Genomic DNA, 24120 nt, shown 5'->3' on the forward strand with positions numbered 1-24120 from the left:
TACACGTTTTTATTATAGTTATATAATCCAGTTATAAAAATTTTCAGTTTTTTTAAAAGTGAAGTTTAATAGAATGTTAGTGTATTAAACTTTTTTAGTGAATTTGTTAAGTTTGTTTTATGTAAAAAAGATATAAATACAGTCATAAACGCAATTTATTTATAAAAAATTAATGGAAAATTTTAATTTTAAAGAATAGTTTGCTATTGATAATTTCCAAATGTTAAATTAGAATAGTTAGAAAGTTTAATAATTAATATGTAAATTTATTTCTTTATAAATTTGACAAAAAATCAACAAATTATTAACACTTGAAAAATCTGATTATTATAAAAAGTTTTAATCTTTTAAACAAGGGTATATAACCCGTTTGGGAAATTTAAAGCTAGAGTAACAATCGTAGATTTGAGCTAAGTACATATGAAAAACAGTTGGTCAAAAGTATTTCATAAACTATCGGCTACTGAGGAAAATGTACTGTAGTTCTCGAGTAAAGATGCAATTACGCCAGAGCGTACTTGATTATAGGATGAGCTTAGCTGAGTTGAAAGAATGTTTATGAAGAAAGGAGCGATTTTAATGTCTACGAATACGAACGAATTATTAGAAATCCGAAATTTACGTACGAGTTTCCGTATTAAAGATACATACTACCCAGCTGTAGACAATGTTTCATTAACGCTTCGTAAAAATGAAATTTTAGCAATTGTAGGAGAATCAGGTTGTGGGAAGAGTACATTAGCAACTTCAATCGTTGGATTACATAATTCAATTAATACAAAAGTTGAAGGTGAAATACTTTATAACAATCAAAATTTAGTAAATTTAACGGATACTCAATTTAACAAACTGCGAGGCAACGACATTGGATTCATATTCCAAGATCCTTTATCGGCATTAAATCCGTTAATGAGAATTGGAGAGCAAATTGAGGAAGGTTTAGTTTATCACACTAAATTAAACAAAACACAGCGTGAGAATCGTGTATTGGAACTATTGGATCAAGTGGGAATTCCAAACGTTCAACGTGTTGCCAAACAATTCCCTCACCAATTATCAGGTGGTATGCGTCAACGTGTAATGATTGCGATTGCTTTGTCAGGAAAGCCGGCAATTATAATTGCTGACGAACCGACAACGGCACTTGACGTAACAATTCAAGCACAGATTTTGGACTTATTAAAAACACTACAGGATGAAATTCAGTCAGGCATTATTCTGATTACGCATGACTTAGGTGTTGTTGCTGAAGTAGCAGATCGCGTAGCTGTAATGTATGCCGGAGAAGTTATTGAAGAAGCATCGGTTGTAGAGTTATTTAGAAATCCAAAGCACCCTTATACAAGATCATTACTGAAATCTATCCCTCAAACGAATAGTGAGAATGAACAATTGGAAGTAATTCAAGGGATGGTACCTTCTCTTGTGAAGCTGCCGCGCCAGGGCTGTCGTTTCTCCTCTCGTATCCCGTGGATACCACAATCAGCACATGAAGAAAACCCAGAGCTTCACGAAGTGGCTCCAGGACATCTTGTACGCTGTACTTGCTGGAAGGAATTCCATTTTGAGGATGAGGAAGGGAGCGTAAATCAATGAGTTTTATGCAAGTAGAAGATTTAAAAGTTCACTATCCTATCCGAGGTGGATTTTTTAACACAGTAGTTGACCATGTTTATGCAGTAGATGGTGTAACAATGGAATTTGAACGTGGAAAAACTTACGGTCTAGTAGGAGAATCTGGTTCAGGGAAGTCAACGACTGGTAAAGCGATAATTGGACTAGAGAAAATTACATCAGGCCGCATTATTTACGAAGGTGAAGAAGTTACGAATGCACGACGTAAACGTGATTCAGCATATAACCGGGATATTCAAATGATTTTCCAGGATTCACACTCCAGTATGAATCCAAAAAAACGTGTTTTGGATATTTTAGCAGAGCCAATTCGCAACTTCTTGAAATTGTCTCCGCAGGAAGAACGTAAACGCATTAATGAGCTTCTTGCAATCGTTGGTATGTCAGAAGATGTTTTACTGAAATATCCGCATGAATTCTCAGGTGGTCAAAAGCAACGTTTAGGGATTGCTCGTGCAGTAGCATGTAACCCTAAAATGATTATTGCAGATGAGCCAGTATCAGCACTTGATTTATCTGTTCAGGCACAAGTTTTAAACTTTATGAAGGACATTCAGGAGCAATACGGAATAAGTTATTTATTCATTTCGCATGATTTAGGGGTAGTTCGTCATATGTGTGACAACATCTCAATTATGTATAAAGGTAGATTTGTAGAGACAGGAAAGCGTGAAGATATATACACAAATCCAAAGCATATCTATACGAACCGACTACTTTCTGCTATTCCTGATATAGAGCCAGAAACGAGAAATGAGCGAAAGCTTGAACGTCAAAAAGTAGAAGCAGCATACCGTGAAGAACAGCATAAATATTATGATGAGGATGGAAAAGTATATCCTTTAAAATCGATTTCAGACACACATAAAGTGGCCATGTCTGTAGATGAAAAGGAGCGTGTATAGTATGTGGAAAACGATAATTCGCCGTGTATTAATAATGATTCCGCAGCTATTTATTTTAAGTCTCCTAATTTTTATATTAGCGAAACAAATGCCGGGGGATCCTTTTACAGGCTTAATTACACCGGAAACGGACCCGAATGTACTTGAAGAAATGAGAATTAAAGCCGGGTTCTATGACCCATGGTATGTTCAGTACTATAACTGGATTGCCAATGCTGCAAAAGGAGACTTTGGACAAAGTTATACGTATAAAAAACCGGTTGCCGATATTATCGGAGCTCGTGGATTGAATACTTTATTACTTTCATTATTAAGTGTAATTTTAGTATATTTAATTGCCATTCCACTTGGGGTGCTTGCAGGTCGTTATCAAGAATCGTTTTTGGATAAATCAATCGTCCTATATAGCTTTATCTCTTATGCTATCCCGACGTTTGTATTATCGTTGATTTTCGTATACGTATTTGGGTACAGGCTCATGTGGTTTCCAACAAGTGGTACGGTAGATATATCTCTCGATGCAGGGACGTGGGAGTATTATTGGAGCCGTTTCTACCACCTGCTGTTACCAGCTATAACATATGCGCTGTTAGGGACAACAGGGATTATTCAATATTTACGTACAGAGATTATTGATGCAAAGACGATGGATTATGTGAAAACAGCGCGCAGTAAAGGGATTCCGATGAAGAAAGTATATTCTCGACATATCTTCCGGAACTCACTATTACCAATCGCAGCATTTTTAGGATTCACGATTACCGGATTACTTAGCGGATCAATTTTCATTGAAACTGTATTCGGATATCAGGGTATGGGTAAATTATTTATCGATTCAATTTTAAGTCGTGACTACAGTGTCATTACAGCACTAGTTATGTTATTTGGCTTCTTAGCATTATTAGGTAGTCTATTGTCCGACATTATTTTAAGTATTGTTGACCCGCGTATTCGCATAGACTAATCAAATTAATAATGACTAAGGAGAGGTGATTTTAATCATGGAAAATAATAATGCACAGACAGTAGATAAGTTAGAATCTCAAAGCTCTCCGCCAACTGGAATTCAAGTTATTTTGCGGGAGTTTAAAAAAGATAAATTAGCAATGTTCTCTTTAATAGGGGTTATTTTATTAATAGTTACAGTTATGGTTTTAGCGGTTGTGATCGACCAAGCTAAAATCATGAACATTCAATTATTGGAGCGCTTTACTGAACCGGGGGTAAGAGGTTATATTCTTGGTGCCGATGAAGCTGGTCGAGATATGTTCGGTCAGCTAATCATAGGTGCAAAAAACTCGATTTTAATTGCAATCGCCATTACGATTCTTGCCAATTTTGTTGGTATTGCTTTAGGGATTATCATGGGGTACTACGGTGGATTTATCGATAACTTCTTCATGCGTATTATCGACTTTTTCATCACTCTACCAACTCTTATGATTATCATCGTAGTTATAACAATCATTCCATCATACGGAATAATGGATTTAATTTTAATTATTGCAGCATTTCAATGGATGTCGACGGCAAGACTTGTGCGCTCAAAAGCACTATCTGAAGCACGTCGTGATTACATTAGTGCCTCTAAAACAATGGGTACTAGCGATTTCGCGATTATGTTTAAAGGTTTATTGCCAAACTTAAGCTCATTGCTGATTGTCGAAGTGACATTAAGCTTTGCAGGTAACGTAGGGATTGAAACAGGTCTCTCGTTCTTAGGTTTCGGTTTACCACCGTCAACACCAAGTTTAGGTACTTTAGTAAGTTATGCTATGAACCCGATAATCTTATCGAGTAAATGGTGGATATGGTTACCCGCGTCATTATTAATTTTAATTATGATGCTTGGTATAAATTACGTCGGCCAAGCGCTACGTCGTGCAGCTGACGCAAAACAACGTTTAGGATAAAAAAAGGGAGGAAAAACAAATGATGAAAAAGAAAGGTCTTATGCTTTCTTCTGTATTTGCTACTGCGTTAGTATTAGCTGCTTGTGGAGGGGACGATACAGAAACTACAAATGAAAAACCGGTTGAAAAGGAAGGCACTGCAACAGAAGATACTAAAAATGACGGTGCTACTACAGCCGAAGCACCTACATTACCAGAAGAAGTAACAAACGATGGTGAAGTTATTCAAGGCGGTACTTTAAAGTTCGCTTTAGTAACAGACACTCCATTCTCAGGAGTTTTGTTAGCTGAATTATACGAAAATGGTTATGACGCTGATATTATGGACTTTATGACAAACTCTATTTTTGCTACAGATGGTGACTTCTTAATTACTGATGAAGGTATCGCAAAATTAGATGTTGACGCTGATAACAATAAAGTTACAGTAACAATACAACATGATGTTAAGTGGTCGGATGGTACGCCATTAACTGCTGATGACGTTATTTATGCATATGAAATTATTGGTCACCCAGATTATACAGGTATCCGTTTTGATGCTGACTTCCAAAACATTATCGGTGCTACAGAATACAAATCAGGCAAAGCAGATTCGATCTCAGGTATTAAAAAGATTGATGACAAAACTGTAGAAATTTCTATGACTAAAGTTTCACCAGCAATTTACTCTGGTGGTGATGGTTTATGGGGTTATGCAGCGCCTAAACATTACTTAGAAACAACACCAGTCAAAGATTTAATTTCTTCACCACAAGTTCGTAAAGCTCCAGTAACTTTAGGTGCTTTCAAATTAGACAAATTAATTGACGGTGAATCTGTTCAGTTCGTAGCCAACGAGCACTACTGGAAAGGTAAACCGAAATTAGATAAAGTTGTATTGCAAGTAGTACCTCCAACTTCTATCGGTGAAGCATTACGTACTGGTCAATATGATATGGCATCATCTTATCCGACTAATCAGTATGACGGCGTAAAAGATTTAGAAAACTTAACAGTTTTAGCTCGTCCAGAGTTAGCATACTCTTATATTGGTTTCAAACTTGGTAAATGGGATAAAGCTGCAGGTGATGCAGGTTTAAACATTACTGATGAAAATGCAAAAATGAACGATGCTAAGTTACGTCAAGCTGTTGCTTATGCAATGGATATCGAGCAAGTTGGAGAGCGCTTCTACCAAGGCTTACGTTCTCGTGCAACATCATTAATTCCACCGGCGTTCGCATCATTCCATGACAACACTTTAGAAGGATATAACTATGATCCTGAAAAAGCGAAAGCATTATTGGAAGAAGCAGGTTATAAAGACGTTGATGGCGATGGTATCCGTGAAGATAAAAATGGTGAGAAATTTGCAATCCGTTTAGCGAGTATGTCAGGTTCAGATACTGACGAAGCAATCGTAGAGTACTACCGTCAAAACTGGAAAGATGTAGGTTTAGATGTACAGTTAACTACTGGGCGCCTAATCGAGTTCAACAGCTTCTACGATAAAGTAAAAGCAGATGATCCAGAAATCGATATGTTTATGGCAGCTTGGGGTACAGGTACGAACCCATCACCACTAGGTTTATACGGTGAAGCTTCTGCATTCAACTACAGCCGTTTCGTAACACCTGAACTACAAACTTTATTAGCAGATATCGACTCAAAAGAAGCGATTGATGCAGGTTACCGTGCTGATGCATTCCGTAAATGGGAAGAGTACATGTTTGAGCAAGCAACAACAGTTCCAATGTACTTCCGTACAGAAATCATCCCTGTTAACAAACGTGTGAAACAATACAATGTTAACTACGCAAATGATTCAATGGATAATTTACATTTACTTGAAGTAACAGCTGAAGACCCAATTAAATAATCTTTAGCACAAAGAGAGCCGCTTAGAATAATTTTCTAAGCGGCTCTTTGTATTTAAATAAACATCTATACAATTTCATAAAAAATAGACGGAAAAATTCCAGGAAGATTTTTAGCTATTTTTTCAACTGCATAACGACTGCTTCATCAGGTGTAACATAAAGTGTTTTTTGTTCAAAATAAATCACAAATCCGGGTTTTGCACCATTTGGTTTTTTTACATGGCGGATTTCAGTATAATCTACTGGAACCGAAGACGAATCACGTGCTTTTGAGAAATAAGCACTTAATACCGCGGCTTCTTTCAATGTTGTTTCATCCGGATTTTCAGAATGAATGACAACATGTGAGCCTGGAATATCCTTCGTATGCAGCCAGGTTTCATTACGCTTCCCAATTTTGAATGTCAAATAATCATTTTGCTTATTATTTTTGCCCACAGAAATGGGTACTCCCGTTGAAGAAATAAACTTTTCAGGATCTGGTTTCGTCGGTTTCTTCTTACGTTTCGCTTGGCGAATACGAAGTAATCCCTGTTCAGCAAGTTCTTCGCGAATTTCTTCAATGTCAGAAGGAGAAGCCTGCTGTACTTGCTGTGTAAGCATTTCTAAATAGTTGATATCTTCGGCTGCTTTTTTCTTCTGTTCCTCTATCATAATTAAGGCTGTTTTTGCCTTATTGTATTTCGTGTAGTAACTTTGTGCATTTTCAATCGGTGTTTTCCTTGGGCTGATTGGAATTCTAACTGTCTCCGCATTTTCACTATAGTAGTTCTCTACATCTACAAACTCCGCACCTTTTGAAAAATTATAAAGGTTTGCCATTAATAACTCTCCGTAAAGTTGGAACTGATCCAAGTTTTGTGCACGTTCGTAATCTTTTTGGAGCTTTTTTTGTTTGAGTTTTAATTTGTTTAATTCATTTTGCAGCCAGCGTTCCAAATCACCGGCCTGCTGCTTCACACGGTCACGTTTGGCACGGGCAAAAAATACTCGGTCCAGTAATTCGCCTAGCGTTTCATATATTGTTGAGACACCGGATAGATGTGTCAAATTCGTAGGTGAAAAATAAATTTTACCTTCTTGCTCCATATAGGTTGGCTGAGCGCTTGTTGCAATTTCATTCATTAGCTGTCGGCAGGCCGTAACTGCATCCGTTGTGGATAAACGATATAATAATTCGGCAGCATGGAGAGGAGAAAAACCTGCAAAATGCTCAATTATTTCCTTCGTCGTTACTTCCTTAGAAAAGAACTGCTTAATTTCTTCATCTGATAAACTAGTAAGCGCAATCTTTTGCTGTTTTGGTGGCGCAATATACTGCTGACCAGGCAAAACAGTTCGGAAGCTGTTCATCGATGGGGGTAAATGTTTTAAACTATCGATAATCGTATCTGTTTTAGCATCGATTAATAATAAATTACTGTGACGTCCCATAATTTCGATAATAAGTTTTCGCTTTACTGCGTCACCTATTTCGTTTTTGCTATCTATTTCCAGTGTAATTACTCGTTCAAAGCCATCTTGAACAACAGACTGAATAAACCCGCCTTCAAGATGTTTGCGTAAAAGCATGCAAAACATAGGGGGGTCTGAAGGGTTTTCTATAGATTGATTAGTTAGGTGAACACGTGAGTATGAAGGGTGAATAGAAAATAATAACTTCACGTTTTGACCGGCTGCACGGATTTGTAATACGACTTCAAGTGCATTCGGCTGATAAATTTTTGTAATTCGTCCAGATGTTAAGTTTTGTAATTCCTTGCTCATTGAACGAGTAAATAGTCCGTCAAATGCCATCTCTATGCCTCTTTCATTAAATAAGTCTATTTGATTATTTTATCATACCATTTTTTCATTCAATTCTGTAGTTGCTCCAATATACTGTAATGATAATTAAACATTTATTAAAAAGATAAAAACTATTTTATTACAACCTAACTATGATAAAATATGTTTCTATACAATAAACGTTAAAGCAATATATGTAGAACATATGCTATAATTGAAACAATATGTAAAGAAGGATGTGACGAACCTTGGTACGCAGTATGACCGGATTCGGCAGGGGGGTCACAACAACGAAAAACTTTCAACTGACTGTTGAGATTCGTGCTGTGAATCATCGTTTTTTAGAAATTAATACTAAGTTTCCAAAAGAATGGATGGAATCTGAAGTTATAGCAAAAAAAATGTTGTCGGATACTATTTCCCGTGGGAAAATAGATGTTATCATTTTTTTGAAGGAGCTTCATGATACACAACAAACAATCCATATTAATTGGTCGCTGCTTAATTCTTTCCTTCAGGCAAAAGAAGAATTGTCCCAGACGGTTCCGATGCAGGAAAAATGGACAATGCAAGAAATTGTAAGTCTTGAACAAGTGCTTCAAGTGGAAAAGGTAGAGCTCCAGCAGGAGGAAATCGTTGAAGCTGTAAAAAGTGCTTTGTCTGAAGCCATTACAAACTTGATTGCCATGCGTGAACGCGAAGGACAGGGCTTAGAGGGCGTAATGTTACAGTATAAAGCAGAGCTTGAAGCGCAAATTGCACATATAAGACGAAGTGCGCCACTTGCTGTTGAAAAATATCGGAATCGTTTAATGAATCGATTGGAAGAAGTAGCGATTGGGCAAACTTTAGATGACCGCCTGCTTACAGAAGTTGCGATTTTTGCAGAGAGAATTGATATTACAGAAGAGCTGGATCGTCTGGATAGTCATTTTAATCAGTTAACAGAAACGCTAAACGAACGAGTTGCAATTGGTCGGAAGCTTGACTTCATCATGCAGGAAATGAACCGTGAGATTAATACAATAGGTTCAAAAAATCAATCAACCGATTGTTCAGCTGCAGTTGTGCAAGCTAAAACAATTTTAGAAAAAATGCGAGAACAGGTTCAAAATATTGAATGAAATAAAGGAGTTACTTATGAAGAAACAACGTGGATTATTAATTGTTTTATCTGGTCCATCAGGTGTGGGAAAAGGTACGGTACGTAAAGAACTTTTTTCGCAGCCTGATACAAATTACGAATACTCGATTTCGATGACAACACGTAATCCTCGCGAAGGCGAAGTAGATGGTGTAGACTATTTCTTTAGAACACGTGAGGAATTCGAAGTATTAATCGAGCAAGGAGGGTTACTTGAACATGCAGAGTTTGTCGGCAATTACTACGGTACACCGCTTGCATACGTACAAGAAACACTAGAAGCCGGGCGCGATGTCTTTTTGGAAATCGAAGTTCAGGGAGCAGCCCAAATTCGTGAGAAAGCACCAGATGCGTTGTTTATCTTTTTAGCACCACCAAGCATAACAGAACTTGAGCAACGTTTAGTTGGACGTGGTACGGAAACAGAAGATGTCATCGCCCGTCGTATTGCAACCGCTCGTGAAGAAGTCGAAATGATGAGTTTATACGATTATGTTGTAGAAAACGACCAAGTTCATAATGCATGTGATAAAATTAATGCAATCATTGTAGCAGAACACTGCCGTCGTGAACGTGTAGAAAAACGCTATTTGTCAATGTTGAGAGGAGAATGAAACCATGTTATACCCATCAGTGGATAAATTAAAAAAACAAATCGATTCTAAGTATTCTTTAGTGAGCTTAGCATCAAAACGCGCCCGCCAAATGCAAGAAGAGGGTGGCGAGCATTTAAGCTCATATGTTTCTTATAAGCCAGTAGGAAAAGCATTGGAAGAGGTAGCTGCTGGTAAGCTGCGTAAAGTTCAGCAAGATGCTTCTACTGTTTATGAAGACGAAATTTAGTTTTTGCGCATAATCGAATAATTTTTGAGTAGAAGCTCCCTAAGAATCTTTCTTTGGGAGCTTATCCTTTGAAAGGACGGTTAAAGTGATGAAGAAAAACAATGTATTACTGTGTGTTTCCGGTGGAATAGCCGTTTATAAAGCTGTGGCGTTAGTAAGTAAGCTGTCACAGGCAGGGTTTAATGTAAAAGTAATAATGACGGCATCTGCGCAAAAGTTTGTTACACCTTTAAGCTTTCAAGTGATGTCAAAAAATGATGTGTTTTATGATACTTTTGATGAAAAAGATTCAAATGTCATTGCCCATATCGATTTAGCAGATTGGGCAGATTTAATCATCGTGGCACCAGCAACAGCAAATGTTATTGCTAAAATGGCACATGGAATGGCTGATGATATGTTGACGACTACACTTCTGGCAACTACTGCTCCAGTCTGGGTAGCACCCGCGATGAATGTACATATGTATGAGCATCCAGCAGTTCTACGCAATATCAATCAACTACATGAAGATGGCATTCGCTTTATCGAGCCGTCTGAAGGATTTTTAGCATGTGGGTATGTTGGAAAAGGTCGTTTGGAAGAGCCGGAGAAAATTACAGAACTTGTAGTGAATCATTTTTATCATCAATTAGGAAGCGATGAACAATGAAATTTGCACAAGTAATCGTCGATGTTTCAGCTTATCCGGTGGACCGTCCGTTTGATTATTTAATACCGGAAGATTGGGAAGAATTAATCGATTTGGGGTGTCGAGTAAAAGTACCATTTGGGCCACGGAATGTACTCGGTTTTGTCGTAGGTATTACGTCCGAGTCTGAAGTGCCAGTAGAAAAAGTGAAGCCGATCACCGAAATACTTGATATAGAATCGATTTTAACAGAGGAAATGCTCAGTTTGGGAAAATGGCTAAAGCACCAAACAATCTGTTACGAAATTGATGCTCTGCAAGTAATGCTGCCAGGTGCTTTGCGGGCAAAGTATGAAAAGTATGCAGTCTTAAATGGGGAACCTTCACATTTACCAGCAATACTTCAGCCATACTATTTGAAAACAGCAAAAGTCAATTTATCTCATTTTGAAAAAGCAAATTTATTAAAACCGATAAAGCGTGCAGTTAAAGATGGTCTTATAATTATCGACAATGAAGTGAAACAAAAAGGGCAAGTTAAGCAAATACGGAAAGTCCAAATACATTCCCAGGAACAATTGGAAAATGTATTGCAGCAAATAGGTAAACGTGCACCGAAGCAAGTAGCGTTAGTCGAATGGATGATGCAGCATGCGGGGGAAATCTTATTGCCTGATGATATTTGCGAAGCAGTGCATATTACAAATAGTGTCTTGAATAGTGTCATTGATAAAGGTGCTGCAGCGTATATTCAAGAGGAAGTATATCGTGATCCGTTCACAAAAAATGTTGAGAAAACTGAATTTCTACAGCTAACAGATGAACAGGATCATGCTCTATCTAAAATTATTGCTGCTATAGATGATCAGCGCCAGGAAACGTTTCTCCTGCACGGTATTACAGGTAGCGGGAAAACAGAAGTGTACTTGCAGGCGATTCAACGTACTATCGCTGATGGAAAAGAATCAATCGTATTAGTACCTGAGATTTCACTGACACCCCAAATGACAGAGCGTTTTAAATCACGTTTCGGCGATGAAGTAGCTGTAATGCATAGTGGGTTATCTGTTGGTGAAAAATATGATGAATGGCGAAAAGTACAACAAGGAAAAGTAAAGGTTGTCGTTGGAGCTCGTTCAGCTATTTTCGCGCCTTTTAAAAATTTAGGATTAATTATTCTGGATGAAGAGCATGAGTCCACATATAAGCAGGAAGATTCACCTCGTTATCATGCTAGGGATGTAGCAATCTGGCGTGGGAAATATTATAACTGTCCGGTTATTTTAGGTAGTGCGACGCCTGCTTTGGAATCTTTTGCGCGGGCGAAAAAAGGTGTATATACATTGCTTACATTAGCCCATCGTGCGAAAAACCAAGCATTGCCTACAGTTCGTATTGTAGATATGCGTGAACAACTGCAGGCGGGAAATCGCTCAATGTTTTCCGAACCATTAATGGAGGCCTTGCAGGATCGACTGGATAAAAAAGAACAAACCGTGCTTTTTTTAAACCGCAGAGGGTACTCTTCCTTTGTTTTATGTCGTGATTGCGGAACAACCGTACAATGTCCGAACTGTGATATTTCCTTAACATATCATCGTTATCAGGAAAAGCTGAAATGCCATTATTGCGGTCATGATGAATACATTCCGGAAACTTGTCCTGAATGCCAAAGTGAAAACATTCGTTATTTTGGAACAGGTACACAGAAGGTAGAAGAGGAAATTTATAAATTGTTTCCTGAAGCACGTGTACTGCGAATGGACGTAGACACGACAAGGCAAAAAGGGGCACATGAAAAAATGCTCGATGCATTTGGGCGCGGGGAAGCGGACATTCTGCTCGGTACACAAATGATTGCAAAAGGTTTGGATTTCCCAAATATTACGTTAGTCGGGGTTTTAAGTGCAGATACTTCCCTCCATTTACCGGATTACCGGGCGGCAGAAAAGACGTTTCAGCTTATGACCCAAGTAAGTGGACGAGCAGGGCGCCATGAAAAATTAGGTGAAGTATTTGTACAGACGTATACGCCCGATCATTATGCGATCCAGTTATCGAAAGATCAGGATTATACACCGTTTTACGAACGGGAAATGCATGCCAGGCATATAGCGGGATATCCACCGTATTATTATATTGCGCTTGTTCAAGTTTCTCACGAAGATGTGATGCTTGCTGCAGAATATGCAGGACGTGTAGCGGAATATTTGCGAGAGAATTTATCATTTAATGTTTCGGTGATTGGGCCAACGACTGCCAGTATTGCCCGGCTCCAAAATAGATATCGCTATCAATGTTTGATAAAATATAAAGTAGAGCCTCAATTAATTCCAGTCCTTTTACAGCTTATTAAGCTGTATCGCTCGGAATGGATAAAAAAAGGCATTGTGCTGACAGTTGATTTAGATCCAACAATGATCTAATGCATATAGAAAGAGGTAGTAGAAATGGCTATTAAAGAAGTAGTAAAAAACCCAGCGAATGTATTATCGCAAGTAACAAAAGAAGTAGAAGTGATTGATGAAAGTACGATTCAGCTTCTGGATGATTTATATGACACAATGGTCGAAAACGATGGAGTTGGAATCGCGGCACCTCAGATCAACGTAGGCTTACGAGTAGCGATTGTGGAATTAGGTGAAGATATTCTTGAAATGATTAACCCAATTGTACTTGAAACCCGAGGTGAAGCAGAAGATGTGGAAGGCTGCTTAAGCTTCCCTGACCTTTTTGGTATGGTAAAGCGACCAACTTACGTAAAAATTGAAGCATCTGATCGTGAAGGCCGTGTATATGAGCTTGAAGCGGAAGATTTTGAAGCACGCTGTATATTGCATGAAATCGATCATTTAGATGGTGTATTATTTGATTCCAAAATGACGCGGGTGTTGACAGACGAAGAAATAGAAGAGCTGTACGCGGATGTTGAGGAGGAATAATCGATGACAAAAATCGTATTTATGGGAACGCCTGCCTTTTCAGCGCCAATTTTGCGTATGCTTCATGAAGAAGGCTATGATGTTCTAGCTGTTGTTACTCAACCGGACAGACCTGTAGGGCGGAAAAAAGTATTGACGCCACCACCTGTAAAAGAAGAAGCACTAGCATTAGGCTTACCAATAATTCAACCTGAAAAGTTGCGCGGTTCGAAGGAGCTTGAAGAAATTTTAGCATTAAACCCGGATTTAGTCGTAACAGCTGCATTCGGTCAAATTTTACCGAAAGAACTTCTTGAAGCCCCACGACTAGGCTGTATTAATGTACATGCCTCTCTTTTACCTTTATATCGAGGCGGGGCACCAATTCACCAGTCGATTATCGATGGTCAGTCAAAAACGGGTGTGACGATTATGTATATGGCGGAAAAGCTTGATGCAGGAGATATCATTTCCCAAAGCGAAATTGCAATTGAAGATACGGATCATACAGGTAGCATGTTTGAAAAGCTTAGTATGGTCGGTCGTCAATTATTAAAAGAAACAATGCCTTCGATTATTGATGGGACGAATGAACGCATCGTTCAAGATGAATCGCTTGTGACATATGCTCGCAATATTAGCCGTGAGCAGGAGTTGATTGATTGGAATAATGATGCACGTGCATTGTATAATCAAGTGCGCGGACTACATCCATGGCCAGTAGCATATACAACTTTTGAAGGGGCTAATTTTAAAATTTGGTGGGCAAAAGTTGGGGATACTACAACGAATGCGACACCAGGAGCAGTAGTGAAAATAGCAAAAGATTACTTCGAAGTTGCAACAGGTGATGGAAATACCTTGGCACTATATGATGTCCAGCCAGCCGGGAAAAAACGTATGACCGCAGAAGAATATTTACGTGGAACGGGCTCGAAATTACAGATTGGGGACCGTTTTGAATGAGTAAAAATAAAAAAAAGCAAGAAATTTGGGATGGCAATGTACGGGATGCGGCTTTGACGATTTTATTAACGGTCGATAAAAGCCAAGCCTACAGTAATTTATTATTACACCAAACGATTGAAAAATATAAAATAGAAGCAAAAGATCGCGGCCTGTTAACCGAGCTGACATATGGAACTTTACAGTATAAGCTGACACTGGATTATTATTTAGAACCCTTTATTCATGGCAAGGTTGATATTTGGGTTCGTTGGCTGCTCCGCATGTCGCTGTACCAAATGCATTATCTAACACGTATTCCGGCACATGCTGCAGTGAATGAAGCTGTGGAAATTGCAAAACGTCGTGGCCATAAAGGGATTGCCTCAATGGTAAATGGAATATTACGTTCCATTTTACGTGAAGGTGTTCGTTCAACTGATTTAATAAAAGATGCAAATGAACGATTAGCCGTGGAAACAAGCCATCCACAGTGGTTAGTCAATCGTTGGGTTGAAAGCTATGGCTATGAACAGACGCGTGAAATGCTTCTTGAAAACAATATTGCACCGTTGCAAACTGTGCGAGTAAATACGACGAAAGCAACTGTTGAACAGGTTTTGACAACACTTGAGCGTGAAGGTGTAAAAGCGCGTCGCAGTGAATTTATGCCTGAGTGTATACATCTGGAAAGTGGTCAAGCAGCACGAACAGGAGCTTTCCGAAATGGACTTATTACGATTCAGGATGAAAGCTCAATGCTACCGGCAAAAGTACTGAATCCACAGCCGGGCATGAAGGTGCTGGATATGTGTGCAGCTCCTGGCGGGAAAACGACGCATTTAGCGGAAGTGATGAAAAATGAAGGCTCAATTTTAGCGACCGATCTACATGTAAAAAAATTGGATTTAATCGATGAGAATGTTGCACGTTTAGGATTGAATATTATCGAAACAGCACCGCTTGATGGAAGAAAGGCAGCTAACTTATTAGCGAAAGAAAGCTATGATGCAATACTTGTTGATGCCCCTTGTTCAGGACTTGGTGTAATGCGACGTAAACCGGATATTAAATATACGAAGCGCGAAGAAGATTTGGAAAGTTTACAAACAATCCAGCTAGCAATTTTAAATAATGCAGTACAGCTACTAAAGCAAAACGGACGATTAGTGTACTCAACGTGTACAGTTGACCGGAGAGAAAATGAAGGCACGGTACAAGCCTTCCTAAAAGAGCATCCTGAAATGAATTTGGAGCCAATAGAAAATTTACCAGAACAACTAAAAGCGAAACAACAGAACGGGATGCTGCAAGTATTCCCACAAGATATCGGTAGTGACGGATTTTTCGTTGCTGCATTCGTAAAAAAAGGAGCGTCCAATTAACTAATGGAGCAAGAACAATTAAAACAATTTGATGAACGAATTCAGGATTTAGTGGAAGAAACAACAGATAAACCAGTACGTCGTGTGAAAAAGGAAAAACCTCAGTTAAAACCTTCAATCTATTCATTGCGTCTGGATGAAATGAAAGAATGGTTAACATCGAATGGGGAAAAAGCCTTCCGTGCAGGGCAAATTTATGAATGGCTTTATGAAAAGCGTGTTCAAACATTTGAGGATATGTCAAACTTGCCGAAAGCATTACGTGAAAAGCTAGAGGCTGAATTTGCTTTAACTACGCTTTCAACAATTATTAAACAGGAGTCGAAAGACGGCACTATTAAGTTTTTATTCCAATTGCAAGATGGTTATTCAATCGAAACGGTATTAATGCGTCATGATTACGGAAATTCAATCTGTGTAACGACTCAAGTAGGCTGCCGGATTGGCTGTACATTCTGTGCTTCAACGTTAGGCGGTTTAAAACGCCACTTAATGGCTGGCGAAATTGTTGAGCAAGTTGTAAAAGTGCAGCAGCAATTGGATGAAACAGATGAACGTGTATCATCAATCGTAATTATGGGAATCGGTGAGCCATTTGATAACTATGATGCGATGATGAACTTCCTGAAAATCATGAATGATGACAAAGGTCTAAATATCGGTGCACGTCATATTACCGTTTCGACATCTGGTATCGTACCGAAAATTTATGAATTCGCCGATGAAGGCATGCAAATTAACTTTGCTGTATCACTTCACGCGCCAAATCAGGAAGCTCGCCAAAAACTAATGCCGATTGCAAAAGCATATAAATTAGAAGATCTGATGGAAGCGGTAAAATATTATACGAAGAAATCTGGACGCCGTGTAACGTTTGAATATGGCCTAATGTCCGGAGAAAATGACACAGAAGAAGTAGCGTTAGAACTTGCCAAGCTTATTAAAAATATTAAATGTCATGTCAACTTAATCCCTATTAACTACGTGCCGGAGCGCGATTATATTCGTACGTCACGCAGTAAGATTTTTGCCTTTGAAAAAACGCTTAAAGAGCAAGGTATTAACGTAACAATTCGTCGTGAGCAAGGTGCTGATATTGCAGCTGCTTGTGGCCAGTTACGTGCACAGGAACGATCACACGAAACAAAGTAGGTGGACTATAGTGAACTTTACAGTGGAAAGTGATATTGGGTTAAAGCGAAAAATAAATGAAGATCGGGCCGCGTTTTTTGAGCGTCCCGATCATTTTAAGCTTGCAATTTTAGCAGATGGTATGGGTGGACATAATGCAGGTGATGTTGCGAGTGAAATGGCCATCACGGAAATGCACAGGCTTTTTAAACTGGTGGATGCAGAAGATTTTGCATCGAAACAATTAAAGTTGGAATGGTTACGCAATGCGGTTTCACATATTAATCAAAAAATTTATCAATATTCCTTAACACATGAAAATTGTCAAGGTATGGGAACGACGATGATTGCGGCGCTGCTTGATGAAAATGAATGCCTTATTAGTCATGTAGGCGATAGTCGCGTTTACCATTTTGCAGATGAAGAAGTAAAGTTAGTAACAAGAGATCATTCTTATGTAAATATTTTATTAGAAAATGGGGAAATTAGTGAAGAAGAGGCAATAAATCATCCTCAGAAAAATTTTATTTTAAAAGCATTAGGTACAGAAATTTCAATTGAACCAGATTTTTATGAATTGACTTTATCGAATGAAGCCTACTTACTCATTTGTTCAGATGGTCTAAGCAATAAGCTAACGACAACAGAAATGGCCACAATTATTTCGCCCCAAATCTCCATAGAGGAAAAGGGGAAAAAATTAGTGCAACTGGCAAATGACCGTGGTGGCGAAGATAATATTTCCCTTATTTTAATGACAACGGTGCAGGAGGTGTAGCAATGCTTGTAGGAAAACATATAAGTGGCCGTTATAAGATATTACAATTAATTGGCGGAGGCGGTATGTCAAATGTGTATTTAGCACATGACATTATTTTAGGTCGTGATGTCGCGATCAAAATTTTACGCTATGATTTAGCAAATGAAGAAGAATTGCACCGTCGTTTTCAGCGTGAGGCATTGTCCGCTACAAGTTTAACAAATCCTAATATCGTTAGCATTTATGATGTTGGCGAAGATGGAGATATGCACTATATTGTTATGGAATATATTAAAGGGAAAACATTGAAACAATACATACAGGAGTTTTCACCTTTATCAGCAGCGCGCAGTGTTCATATTATGAAACAGCTCACTTCTGCGATGGCACATGCACATGAAAATGGCATTATTCACCGGGATATTAAGCCGCAAAATATATTAATGGATGAAGAAGGCAATGTGAAAATTACCGATTTCGGGATAGCGACATCGCTTGGAGCCACAAGCTTCACTCAAACAAATTCTGTCATAGGGACGGTTCATTATTTATCGCCGGAGCAGGCGCGTGGCGGCATTGCAACGATGAAATCCGATATTTATGCACTTGGTATCGTGTTATATGAGCTGTTAACAGGGGAATTGCCATTTTCAGGTGAATCAGCTGTATCAATTGCCTTAAAGCACTTACAGACAGAAACACCTTCTGTTAGAGAATTTGATGCGAGCATTCCGCAAAGTGTAGAAAATATCGTATTAAAAGCAACTTCAAAAGATGCAAATCACCGTTACAATAACGCAGAAGAAATGGAAGAAGATTTAGATACTTGTTTATCTATTCAACGAGTGAATGAACCTAAATTTGTACCACCTGTAGATAATGGTGCAACAAAGCTGATCCCAATCATAAAAGACCCTAAACCTGTAGTAGCACCCGTTCAACAACCATCTACAGGATTGACTGAAGAAACAGTACGCATGGAGTCAAAACCGACAATAGAACCGCAAGAGCAGAAGAAAAAAAAGAAGAAAAAATGGCCGTTAATTGTCGGCATATTAGCTGCTTTAGCGATAATTTTTACCGTCATTGCATTTATGATGACCCCGAATAAAGTCGTGATAGAAGATGTGACAAACGAAACATTAGAGGATGCCATCCGTATTTTACAGGAACAAGGCTTTGTTATTGGCGAACAAGAGGAACGTAATTCTGAAGATATTGAAGCCGGTAAAATCATTGAAACAAATCCGATTGCCGGTCGAGAAAGAGAAAAAGGTTCGGAAATTGATTTAATTGTCAGCATTGGGAAAGCACCTACCTCTATGACGGATTTTGTAGGGATTCAACGGGATCAAGCTATACCTCTCTTAGAGGAAGGTGGCTTTAAGGACTACAAATTTGAAGAGGTGTATTCTTCTGATCATGTACCAGGCGAAATTATTGAGCAAACACCAGAAGCTGGAGAAGAAGTACTCTTCAATGAAACGGATGTCGTATTGACGGTTAGTAAAGGAAAAGAAGTTGTAGAGGTTCGAAATTTACTTACTTTTAACGAAGCCAACCGCAAAGAATACGAACTTAGTTCAGGTTTTAAAGTGAATGTAACAGGTGAGGAACATTCGGATAAACCAGTCGGAGAAGTAATTAGTCAAACACCAAAGGCAGGCACAAAGCTTGAAAAGGGTGGAACGATTAATGTAGTAGTGTCTAAAGGTCCACAGGCGAAAAAAGAAAAGTCATATAGAGATACTATCGAAATTCCGTACGAACCGACCGAAGAAGGTATGGAACAAACGGTAACGATATATATTCAGGATAAAACACGTTCGTTGGTTGAGCCTGTAGAGACATTTACGATTACCCAAAACACGATGTATCAAATTGAACTATTTATTGTGGAAGGTGATAAAGCAGCCTACCGAATTGATCGTGATAACAGTGTCATCGAAAATAAAACAATTACGTACGAAGAATTAGTGGAATAGAGGAGGAATTGGATGGCGAAAGCCCAAATTCGAAAAGCATTAAGTGGTTATTATTATGTTGAAAAAGAAGGCGAATTAATTCAATGCCGTGGACGTGGGATTTTCCGTAATCGCGGAGAATCTCCACTTGTCGGTGACTTTGTAGAATATTCGTATGATGGAGAATCGGATGGTTCTATTGATAAAATTCTGGAACGACAAAATGAGCTAGTTCGACCACCGATTGCGAATGTTGACCAGGCATTACTTGTATTTTCTGCAAAAGAGCCTGATTTTAATACGGTTCTGCTTGACCGATTTTTAGTCGTGCTCGAATCGTTCCAAGTACAACCGATTATTATTTTAACGAAAATAGATTTATTGAATGATGCAGAACGTGCGCATTTACAAACATATATCGACGACTATAAAGAAATTGGTTATGAGATTATTGAAACATACATTGATGATCCAACATTACTGGAGAAAATCAAACCATTCTTGCAAGAAAAGACATCAGTGCTTGCGGGACAATCAGGTGTTGGAAAATCAACCTTATTAAATACATTACTTCCTGAATTGGATTTGAAGACAGGCATTATTTCAAAAAGCTTAGGGCGCGGGAAACATACAACACGCCATGTTGAACTAATTGAAGTTTGTGGCGGGTTGTTGGCGGATACACCAGGGTTTAGTTCATTTGATTTTGAAATGATAGAAAAAGAAGAGCTGACATCTTGTTTACCGGAGTTCGAGCGAATCAGCGAGAATTGTAAGTTCCGTGGGTGCCTACATATTAAGGAGCCGAAATGTGCGGTAAAACAAGCGGTAGAAGCTGGTGAAATTCGCTCGTACCGTTACGAGCATTACGAACAAATTTTACAAGAAATTATCGATCGAAAGCCGAGGTATTAGACATGATTAAAATTGCACCATCGATTTTAGCAGCAGATTTCGCAAAGCTGGGGCAAGAAGTGAAGGAAGTAGAAGCGGCAGGAGCAGAATTGATTCATATCGATGTAATGGACGGTCATTTTGTACCGAATATTTCATTCGGTGCGATTGCATTGGAAGCGATTCGCCCACTATCAACTTTACCGATGGACGTACATTTAATGATTGAAAATCCAGACCAATATATTGAGCAATTTGCTAAAGCAGGCGCGGATTATATTACTGTTCATGTGGAAGCATGTAGACATCTGCACCGCACAATCCAATTGATCCGCTCTTACGGTGTAAAGCCGGGTGTCGTGTTAAATCCACATACGCCGATTGAAACGATTCAGCATATTTTGGAAGATGTAGATATGGTATTATTTATGACTGTAAATCCCGGCTTTGGCGGACAAAAGTTCATCGAATCGGTAGTGCCAAAAGTAGCGGCATTATCCAAAATTATTAAAGAACGCGGTTTAAATATCGAAATTGAAATTGATGGTGGCATTAACGCAGAAACTATTGTTCCGTGTGCTAAAGCAGGAGCAACGGTCTTTGTAGCAGGCTCAGCTATTTACAGTAAAGAAGATCGCGCACAGGCTTTACAGGAAATTAAACAGGCAGGACTAGCGGCAATCCAGTGATTGTAGCAATCTGCTCAGGCGGCCCCATAGATGAGGTCGCCTTTTCTTTAATGCCTGATAAATGGATAGGGGTAGACCGGGGTGCTTTATATTTAATTGACGAAGGCATTTACCCGAACCATATTGTAGGGGATTTTGATTCAGTCACAGCGGGGGAATTTGCGCGAATCTCCGAAGTTATTGATCATATTGAACAATTTCAGGCAGAAAAGGACGAAACAGATACAGATTTGGCATTGCAAAAAGCAATAACCTTTGAGCCGACGGAAGTATTGTTGACGGGTGTTACAGGTGGTCGTTTAGATCATTATGAAGCGACATTACGATCAGTATTTTTAATGCAGCAACAATATCCTCATATAGTATTTAAAATTATTAATTTACAAAATACTATTCAATTTTTACTCCCGGGCACACATATGCTGGAACAATCCGATTATTCATATGTTTCCTTTTTTGCATATGGCAAGACACTTCAAAATGTTACTTTGCGCGGTGTTAAATATGAAACAGTGAATGAATTGATTGAGCAAGGCACATCTCGTTTTACAAGTAATGAAATAATAGGCGAAGGGTCTATTTCATTTACGGGTGGCATATGTTTAATGATAAAGAGTAAAGATTAAGGAGGAACAACACTGAAAGTTTATACATTTCAAATGCCGAAATGGTTAAGTGGGGTAGCGAGAGGCTGTGTGAAGTTGTTTCGTAGAGAAAAGAAAGAAAAATAAAGTTCCTGACTACAGCTCATAAAGATTGGGGGCTGTAGTTTTTTTTTGCATAAAAATAGAGTACCAGCAAAAGAGCCGATACTCTATACGCGATTAAACGCGTTCGATTTTACCTGATTTTAAAGCACGAGCAGAAACCCATACACGTTTAGGCTTACCGTCAACTAAGATACGAACTTTTTGAAGGTTAGCACCCCAAGTACGTTTGTTAGCGTTCATAGCGTGTGAACGGTTGTTGCCTGTACGAGCTTTACGGCCAGTAATTACGCATTGTTTTGGCATTGTAAAATTCCTCCTTACAGCTGAATCTGAAATCTTTATTTCAGTTCGTTATTTCACATACCATAATAATTTAACATACCAAAGCAATGAGTGCAAGACATTTTACATAACCTTTCAAGAAAAAAACCTTTACACCATATTTAAAATTATAGATTAAAAATTCTTGATAAAAGGTAATAGAATATATGAAAAAATATATTTTATTGGGGGAAATTTACATGAAAAAATGTATGGTCATTATAAATCCGTCTTCAGGAAAAGAGAAAGCGTTAGAATACGAAAAAAAAATTATTGCCCAGTTACATAATTATGAAGTGGTGATGAAAGAAACAACGGGTGAAGGGGACGCGACCAAACATGCTAAAAAGGCATGTGATGAGCACTATGATACTGTGATTTTAGTAGGTGGAGATGGAACATTAAATGAGGGGATTAACGGTATTGCTGAACAGCCGCATAGACCGGTTGTCGGAATTGTCCCATTAGGAACAGTTAATGACTTTGCACGTGCGCTAAATATTTCCCTCAATCCGGATGAAGCTATAGCTTTACTTGGAGGACGTACAAGAAAGGCGGATATCGGTAAGGTAAATAATAAATATTTTACAAACATTATTGCCATCGGTTCATTGGCGGAAGCAGTTGGAGAAGTATCGGTAGAGCAAAAAACATCACTTGGTGCACTCGCCTATTTATTGGAGGGCGTAAAAGCAGCGATCGAAAATGACTCTTGCAATATAGAAATAACAGCAAACGGACAAACTTATAAAGAAGATATAATGCTTTTTATATGTGTGTTAACCAACTCTGTCGGCAGCTTCCGACAAATCAATGAAGACGCTGACACGTCGGATGGTCTACTGCACGGTTTTATCGTGAAAAGCACTAATACATTACAGGTAGTCGGTACAGCAAAAAATCTCATAACTGGAAATCATGAGAAGGACGATAATATTACTAAATTTGATGCACAAGAAATTCAAATTAATGCAGATGAAGCACTTCCTTTAAATGTTGATGGTGACTTAATTAGTCAATTGCCGGCGAAAATTACAGTTTTGCATAATCATATCGAATTTTATTGTAATAATTAGCAATTATTAATTATGCTCCCGTATAACAATTGGATTTTGTCGAATACTAGATTATCAAGTTTGAACAACTCCATAAAGGAATGGAATGGAAATTTTTTAAATAAAAAAATTGAAGTTTGGTAAAAAGATGACTTCAAGCTAGACGTGGATGAACGTTTTCTTTTATAATCAACTTTTGTGTAGTACAATATAGATTAGTTAAATAGAGCCAAGGGGGCATTCACTATGTCAGTAGAATTAAATAACGAATTCGGTCATATTGATATTTCCAATGATGTTATTGCTCAAATTGCTGGTGGAGCAGCGATTGAATGTTATGGCATTGTAGGCATGGCATCAAAACATCAAATTCGTGATGGATTAACAGATATTTTACGAAAAGAGAATTTTGCTAAAGGTGTGCTCATCCGCCAAGAAGGTGATGACTTACATATTGATATGTACATTATTGTAAGCTACGGTACAAAAATTTCTGAAATCGCTTATCAAGTACAATCAAAAGTAAAATATACAGTAAATAAAACATTAGGTATGAGCGTTAAATCAGTCAATATTTTTGTACAGGGCGTTCGTGTTGCGAATGTGTAAGAGGAGGAAATGAAT

22 protein-coding genes and 1 pseudogene are annotated in these 24120 nt (G+C 38.4%); 21 read left to right on the plus strand and 2 right to left on the minus strand.

The genetic code is table 11. The features are described 5' to 3' along the window. The first annotated feature begins 579 nt into the window (after positions 1-579). From SNE38_RS03105 to SNE38_RS03125, 5 genes are read left to right on the plus strand one after another with little or no spacing between them, the layout of a single operon-like run. Positions 580-1596: an ABC transporter ATP-binding protein gene (locus tag SNE38_RS03105; protein ID WP_191702328.1), complete on the plus strand. Its 1017-nt coding sequence runs from the start codon at positions 580-582 to the stop codon at positions 1594-1596. Continuing rightward, positions 1593-2540: an ATP-binding cassette domain-containing protein gene (locus SNE38_RS03110; RefSeq protein WP_191702329.1), complete on the plus strand. Its 948-nt coding sequence runs from the start codon at positions 1593-1595 to the stop codon at positions 2538-2540. The genes SNE38_RS03105 and SNE38_RS03110 overlap by 4 nt, the downstream gene beginning before the upstream one ends. Before the next feature lies 1 nt (position 2541). Continuing rightward, positions 2542-3504, plus strand: a complete 963-nt coding sequence (opp4B, locus tag SNE38_RS03115; protein WP_336045842.1) for an oligopeptide ABC transporter permease — start codon at positions 2542-2544, stop codon at positions 3502-3504. 37 nt (positions 3505-3541) lie between these two features. Further along, entirely contained in the window at positions 3542-4453 is a 912-nt protein-coding gene (locus tag SNE38_RS03120) for an ABC transporter permease (protein WP_191702331.1), read from the plus strand. Between the two features lie 19 nt (positions 4454-4472). Then, complete coding sequence (locus SNE38_RS03125) at positions 4473-6314, plus strand: oligopeptide ABC transporter substrate-binding protein (protein WP_336045843.1); 1842 nt, start codon at positions 4473-4475, stop codon at positions 6312-6314. Between the two features lie 115 nt (positions 6315-6429). On the opposite strand, the gene SNE38_RS03130 is transcribed toward SNE38_RS03125, so the two are convergent. After that, positions 6430-8112 carry an Rqc2 family fibronectin-binding protein gene (locus SNE38_RS03130; RefSeq protein WP_191702333.1) on the minus strand — a complete coding sequence of 561 codons (1683 nt, stop codon included), beginning with the start codon at positions 8110-8112 and terminating at the stop codon, positions 6430-6432. Positions 8113-8351: 239 nt separating this feature from the next. On the opposite strand from SNE38_RS03130, the gene SNE38_RS03135 reads away from it, so the two are divergent. The 14 genes and pseudogenes from SNE38_RS03135 to SNE38_RS03200 all read left to right on the plus strand — a co-directional run bounded on the left by SNE38_RS03135 (position 8352) and on the right by SNE38_RS03200 (position 22036). Further along, positions 8352-9227: a YicC/YloC family endoribonuclease gene (locus tag SNE38_RS03135; protein ID WP_191702334.1), complete on the plus strand. Its 876-nt coding sequence runs from the start codon at positions 8352-8354 to the stop codon at positions 9225-9227. Between the two features lie 16 nt (positions 9228-9243). After that, positions 9244-9861, plus strand: coding sequence for a guanylate kinase (gmk, locus tag SNE38_RS03140; protein ID WP_191702335.1), 618 nt, complete (start codon positions 9244-9246; stop codon positions 9859-9861). 4 nt (positions 9862-9865) lie between these two features. Continuing rightward, positions 9866-10090, plus strand: a complete 225-nt coding sequence (gene rpoZ, locus SNE38_RS03145; RefSeq protein WP_008403352.1) for a DNA-directed RNA polymerase subunit omega — start codon at positions 9866-9868, stop codon at positions 10088-10090. An 88-nt stretch (positions 10091-10178) separates the two neighbouring features. Further along, positions 10179-10712: pseudogene (gene coaBC / locus SNE38_RS03150) on the plus strand (bifunctional phosphopantothenoylcysteine decarboxylase/phosphopantothenate--cysteine ligase CoaBC); the annotation flags it as partial. A gap of 26 nt (positions 10713-10738) precedes the next feature. Further along, a complete protein-coding gene (gene priA / locus SNE38_RS03155) occupies positions 10739-13147 on the plus strand; it encodes a primosomal protein N' (RefSeq protein ID WP_191702337.1) in 2409 nt (802 codons plus the stop codon). Between the two features lie 24 nt (positions 13148-13171). Then, entirely contained in the window at positions 13172-13663 is a 492-nt protein-coding gene (def, locus tag SNE38_RS03160) for a peptide deformylase (protein WP_191702338.1), read from the plus strand. A 3-nt stretch (positions 13664-13666) separates the two neighbouring features. Further along, entirely contained in the window at positions 13667-14608 is a 942-nt protein-coding gene (fmt, locus tag SNE38_RS03165; protein ID WP_191702339.1) for a methionyl-tRNA formyltransferase, read from the plus strand. Then, positions 14605-15972, plus strand: coding sequence for a 16S rRNA (cytosine(967)-C(5))-methyltransferase RsmB (rsmB, locus tag SNE38_RS03170; protein WP_336045844.1), 1368 nt, complete (start codon positions 14605-14607; stop codon positions 15970-15972). Before fmt ends, rsmB begins: the two co-directional genes overlap by 4 nt. Positions 15973-15975: 3 nt before the next feature. Next, positions 15976-17124, plus strand: coding sequence for a 23S rRNA (adenine(2503)-C(2))-methyltransferase RlmN (rlmN, locus tag SNE38_RS03175; protein WP_191702341.1), 1149 nt, complete (start codon positions 15976-15978; stop codon positions 17122-17124). A 10-nt stretch (positions 17125-17134) separates the two neighbouring features. Further along, positions 17135-17881 carry a Stp1/IreP family PP2C-type Ser/Thr phosphatase gene (locus SNE38_RS03180; RefSeq protein ID WP_191702342.1) on the plus strand — a complete coding sequence of 249 codons (747 nt, stop codon included), beginning with the start codon at positions 17135-17137 and terminating at the stop codon, positions 17879-17881. Between the two features lie 2 nt (positions 17882-17883). Beyond that, entirely contained in the window at positions 17884-19848 is a 1965-nt protein-coding gene (pknB, locus tag SNE38_RS03185; protein WP_191702343.1) for a Stk1 family PASTA domain-containing Ser/Thr kinase, read from the plus strand. A 12-nt stretch (positions 19849-19860) separates the two neighbouring features. Further along, positions 19861-20742, plus strand: coding sequence for a ribosome small subunit-dependent GTPase A (gene rsgA, locus SNE38_RS03190; protein WP_191702344.1), 882 nt, complete (start codon positions 19861-19863; stop codon positions 20740-20742). A 2-nt stretch (positions 20743-20744) separates the two neighbouring features. After that, positions 20745-21410, plus strand: a complete 666-nt coding sequence (rpe, locus tag SNE38_RS03195) for a ribulose-phosphate 3-epimerase (RefSeq protein ID WP_191702345.1) — start codon at positions 20745-20747, stop codon at positions 21408-21410. Next, positions 21407-22036 carry a thiamine diphosphokinase gene (locus tag SNE38_RS03200; RefSeq protein ID WP_191702346.1) on the plus strand — a complete coding sequence of 210 codons (630 nt, stop codon included), beginning with the start codon at positions 21407-21409 and terminating at the stop codon, positions 22034-22036. The genes rpe and SNE38_RS03200 overlap by 4 nt, the downstream gene beginning before the upstream one ends. A gap of 198 nt (positions 22037-22234) precedes the next feature. Here the strand turns inward: SNE38_RS03200 and rpmB are convergent, their stop codons facing one another. After that, the gene (rpmB, locus tag SNE38_RS03205) at positions 22235-22423 is read right to left on the minus strand and encodes a 50S ribosomal protein L28 (protein WP_004227417.1); all 189 of its coding nucleotides are present in this window, start codon (positions 22421-22423) and stop codon (positions 22235-22237) included. A 218-nt stretch (positions 22424-22641) separates the two neighbouring features. On the opposite strand from rpmB, the gene SNE38_RS03210 reads away from it, so the two are divergent. Then, positions 22642-23517, plus strand: a complete 876-nt coding sequence (locus SNE38_RS03210; protein ID WP_191702347.1) for a diacylglycerol/lipid kinase family protein — start codon at positions 22642-22644, stop codon at positions 23515-23517. A gap of 225 nt (positions 23518-23742) precedes the next feature. Continuing rightward, entirely contained in the window at positions 23743-24105 is a 363-nt protein-coding gene (locus SNE38_RS03215) for an Asp23/Gls24 family envelope stress response protein (RefSeq protein ID WP_008403339.1), read from the plus strand. Positions 24106-24120 lie beyond the last annotated feature (15 nt).

Source organism: Solibacillus ferritrahens (genome assembly GCF_037027585.1).
Classification (GTDB): Bacteria; Bacillota; Bacilli; order Bacillales_A; family Planococcaceae; genus Solibacillus; species Solibacillus ferritrahens.